Origin of the sequence: Rurimicrobium arvi (assembly GCF_039540495.1) — a bacterium.
GTDB lineage: Bacteria > Bacteroidota > Bacteroidia > Chitinophagales > Chitinophagaceae > Rurimicrobium > Rurimicrobium arvi.
The window spans coordinates 1-3,419 of record NZ_BAABEZ010000003.1 but is presented as its reverse complement, the minus strand read 5'-3'; the positions used below and the strand labels follow the sequence as shown (position 1 = coordinate 3,419).

1 protein-coding gene is annotated in these 3,419 nt (G+C 49.3%); it reads left to right on the top strand.

Going from position 1 to position 3,419, the window contains the following annotated elements:
- On the top strand, positions 1–3,419 hold a 3,419-nt coding region (locus ABD846_RS02860), incomplete at both ends, for a T9SS type B sorting domain-containing protein (RefSeq protein WP_344822479.1).

Genomic DNA, 3,419 nt, shown 5'->3' with positions numbered 1-3,419 from the left:
GATCTGATGGGTTTCACGACGCGTGATGTGCAGGTTGCCGTAATCAACTGTGATGCACCACCACCGACGACCGATACGACTCCCTCGAATATAGCGGGTTCTTATTATGACAGCCGTACGAAGACTTTGTATGCGTGTCCTGGCACGAACCTGCGTTTTGACGTAGGGGGTACCTCCCAGGGTCCGATGAATGCTATTTTTGCGAAGTGGGATCTGAGCCCTTTACCGGGAGCGACGTACACCTCTGTAGGAGACGGAACCGATCATGTGACAGGTACACTGAACTGGACCCCTGGTAAGAGCGATGTAGGTTTCCATACAGTGAGCCTTCGTTTTGCGGATTCTACGTGTTCTTTGTCACAGGCACTGATCCTGAGTTCTTATTATGTATTGAACATTGTTGTATTACCTTATGCTGATGCAGGTCCTGACGGGGTGTACTGTATTCCTGACGGAGCGCCTTACCAGATGCGTACGAGAGTGGAATCGGGCATGCGCTACCAGTGGAGCAGCATGTCTGGCTCGCCAACGACACCTCCTTTTATGGATGATGATACGTTAGCACGCCCGAAAGTACGTCCTTCAGTACCGACTACTTATTTACTGGAAGGCAGCATTTACCGTGGTCCTTACCGTTGTACGACCCGTGATACTGTTCAGGTTCGTATCGGAACGCCCGTGATTACAGTGGATGCGGGAGCGGACCAGATCGTATGTGCGAACAAGCCGACATTGCTGAACTCAAGCATCACTCCTCTTGCTAATCTTGATTCTCTGAACTGGACTCCTGGTTCTCTTGTGGATGACAGTACGAAAGTAAGTCCGACCGCAGTTGCGTACACAACGACCTCTTTCATATTGTATGCCCAGGATATCAATGGTTGTGGTTACCTGGATACGACCCAACTGATCGTAGACGGGTTCCAGCCGAATATAGCGCCTTTTGCGTCCCGTGATACGGTATGTCCTGAAGGTTTTACCCAGTTGTTTGCGAACGTAAGCCAGCAGGGTTGCGGTCTTGCGCAGATGAGCTGTGTGGGCGGTATTCCTGCGGACCACCAGGTGGGCACAGGTACTATCGGTTCGGTAGCACCAACACCTTTCTATCATATAGCAGCTTCGGCAGGCGAGCGTATGCATATCATGTATCGCCGTGATGAGTTGCTGGAAGCAGGTCTGAAAGCAGGCTTCATCAACTCGATGGCATTTAATATTCCATCAAAGAATACAACAGATTCTTTCTATAACCTGAGCATAAAAATGGGTTGTACGGCTGATGCATTCCTTTCGGGCAGCTCAATGAACACGTATCCTGGTTTGTCTCAGGTTTACGGTCCGTCTTCTTATGCGACCAATAACGGCTGGAACAACTTTATGTTCCCTACAGCCTACTATTGGGATGGTTCCTCTAATATAGTAGTAGAGATCTGCTGGAGTAAAGTATCAGGTGACTTTGGCGGTACTCCTGATCCTGTATATGCGACCAATACGAGCTATACGAGCGTGAAGTACATCCGTGATTACAGCCTTCCTGCTCCTGCAATGGGAACGGGTTGTGAACTGAACACGGGTTCACCGCTGCTGTCTTCTACGCGTCCGAACACACGCTTCAATATCTGTATACCTTCAAGTATCTTTAAATACTCGTGGACACCATCATCGTACCTGAATCAGCCAGACTCAGCGAATACGGATGTGAACGGTATCAAAGAACCGATCGATTACACGATCACGGTAAGCTCGGCATCTAACCCGAACTGTTTTGCGAAAGATGTGGTACCTGTCAGACTGGATTACACGAACAGTGTAGTGGTAGAGGTTCCGATGAATCCATATATTCTTTGTCGTCCCGGTTATGTAAGCGATCTTTCGGCACAGGGCGTTGGTCCTAAACCGCAGCGTAATCTTCCGTGTGGCGTAAATAATACGGTAACGTGTACTTCAGAGATCACGAAGATGATCGCTAACCCAGGCCGTCGTGATATGTATGATGAGCCATTGCTCCATCCTTTCGATGGTACCTCCACAACTGCTCATACACAATATATCATACCACGCTCGCTGATGCGTAACGCAAACATCACTTCCGGAACGATCAACTCCCTTGAGATGTCTTCTGTGAGCGGTTCGAGCATGGACTTTACGAACCTGAAGATCAGTCTGAAGTGTACGGACCTGGAACAGTTCAGCGGTACGGCACCGATCAGCTTTGAGACGGGAACGGTACAGGTGTACACTTCTGCGAGCGAGGTGTTTACAGGTGGCGGTTACCATAAGTTCCAGTTCGCTACGCCTTATAACTGGGATACGAGCAAGAACCTGCTGGTTGATATCTGTTACTCGCAGGCTACTGCAGGTACGGGTCCTACGATCAAGACCTATGATGCATCGGGCTTTAACCTGATGATGAAATCTTATCAGACGAGCGGTGACGTATGTACGAATCCAAGTACCGAGATCGGTCCGGTTGTATCACAGGTACTTCCTGTGTTCCGTGTGAACTTCTGTGGTGCTGGTGATACGGAGTTTGTGTACCGCTGGTCTCCCGGCGATTACTTCCAGGACTCATTACTTCAGAACCCTGTAGTACGTATCGACTCTTCAACGAAAGTATATGTACAGACAGTAGGCCGTAATGGCTGTCTGGTTAAAGACTCAGTAACGATCGTTATCCCTGCGAATACGCGTTATGTCACTCCTGATGCATCGATCTGTCTGAATGATGCGATTCAGTTGCGTACGTATAATGGCATTAAGACGAAATGGTATGAGAGCAAAGGTCTGACCGGAGGAACGTATGATAAGGCGAGCAGCCTGAGCTGCGATACTTGCGATCGTACGATAGCAAGCCCTAAAGAGTCAACGACTTACTATGCAGAGGTAACAGCCGATAACGGTAAGTGTATCGATACGTTCCGTACATCGGTAACGGTAAATCCTCTTCCGGGTGTCTACATATCGAATAAAGACACGACGATCAAATATGGTCAGAGCGTACTGTTGAATGCGTTCGGCGCATCGCAGTACTACTGGACACCGATCTCGGGTGTAACGAATGCGAACATCGGCAGCACGCAGGTGCAACCGCTGGTAACGACTACATATGTAGTAACGGGTAGCGGTGTGAACGGTTGTAGCAACAAAGACAGTGTGAAGGTAACGGTTGATTACCGCAGCCCTGTCCAGGTACCGACTGCGTTCAGTCCTAACGGAGATGGCCGCAATGATCGTTTCCGTGTAGTAGGGGTGAGCTTCCAGACACTGACGGAGTTCCGTGTGTTCAACCGCTGGGGTCAGGAGGTGTTCAGTACAACGAACATCAATGATGGCTGGGATGGTACCTATAATGGTAAACCTGCAGATATGGGGGTATACAACTACCTCATAACGGTGGGGTATCCGGATGGAACCACACAGAC